This window comes from Bartonella sp. AC70YNML (assembly GCF_042196545.1).
Taxonomy (GTDB): Bacteria; Pseudomonadota; Alphaproteobacteria; order Rhizobiales; family Rhizobiaceae; genus Bartonella.
This window is the reverse complement of the sequence record NZ_JBHIQK010000053.1, coordinates 1-802: the sequence shown is the minus strand read 5'-3', so window position 1 is coordinate 802 and position 802 is coordinate 1. Positions and strand designations below refer to the sequence as shown.

Genomic DNA, 802 nt, shown 5'->3' with positions numbered 1-802 from the left:
GAATTTATTGATGATTGTGAATATATCGATGGTCATTTCTTAACTCGAATTAGAGCCTTAAGAGATTTTGATGATGTGAAAAAAGGTGACTTCGGTGGCTATATTGAAAGTGAAGATAATCTCTCTCATGAAGGTAATTGCTGGGTGTATAATAAAGCTCGGGTCTTTCAAAATGCACGCGTCTTTGGAAATGCTAAAGTAAAAAGCTTTTTTGTTGATGTCTATGGTAATGCTCAAATTTATGGGAATGCTATTTTTGAAGGTATGACATTAAAGGACAATGCAAAGCTGTCTGGTAATGCGCATGCTAGCAACGCCGTTGTAATTGAAGGCAATGCACAAATTTATGATAACGCCCGTGTCACTGATCATGCTCATATTTCTGATAATGCTGTCATTTGTGATGATGCTCATGTCGGAGGCAATGCAAAAATAAGTGGCTCTGCTTACATTTGTGATGAATCACGTGTTTTTGATGATGCCGTTATTTGTGATGCTCTTATCTCTGGTTCTTCATATATTCATAGCAATGCCTCTTTAACAGCTAATGAAGATATCTGTGATGATGCATATCCTGAGTTTGGGAGCGAAGATGATTATTATCGTCATGAGTATTATGCTGATTTTGAAGGGTATTATGACGATGATAATGACAGCGAATATGAAAGTGATGCTGCGTAAATGACACGCGCGGGCGCGGCGGGGGCGCCCTCCTTTAAACATCTCATTTAAAAATTTAAATCTCTATAAAGGAATTGTGCTCATGCAAAAGAAGTTTGCACTCACAAATGAAACGCGTGTA

1 protein-coding gene is annotated in these 802 nt (G+C 38.0%); it reads left to right on the top strand.

Translation table 11 applies throughout. From position 1 onward, the window contains the following. On the top strand, nucleotides 1–681 hold a 681-nt coding region (locus ACFIMU_RS08705; protein ID WP_375697037.1), incomplete at its 5' end, for a hypothetical protein. Between the last annotated feature and the right edge of the window lie 121 nt (nucleotides 682–802).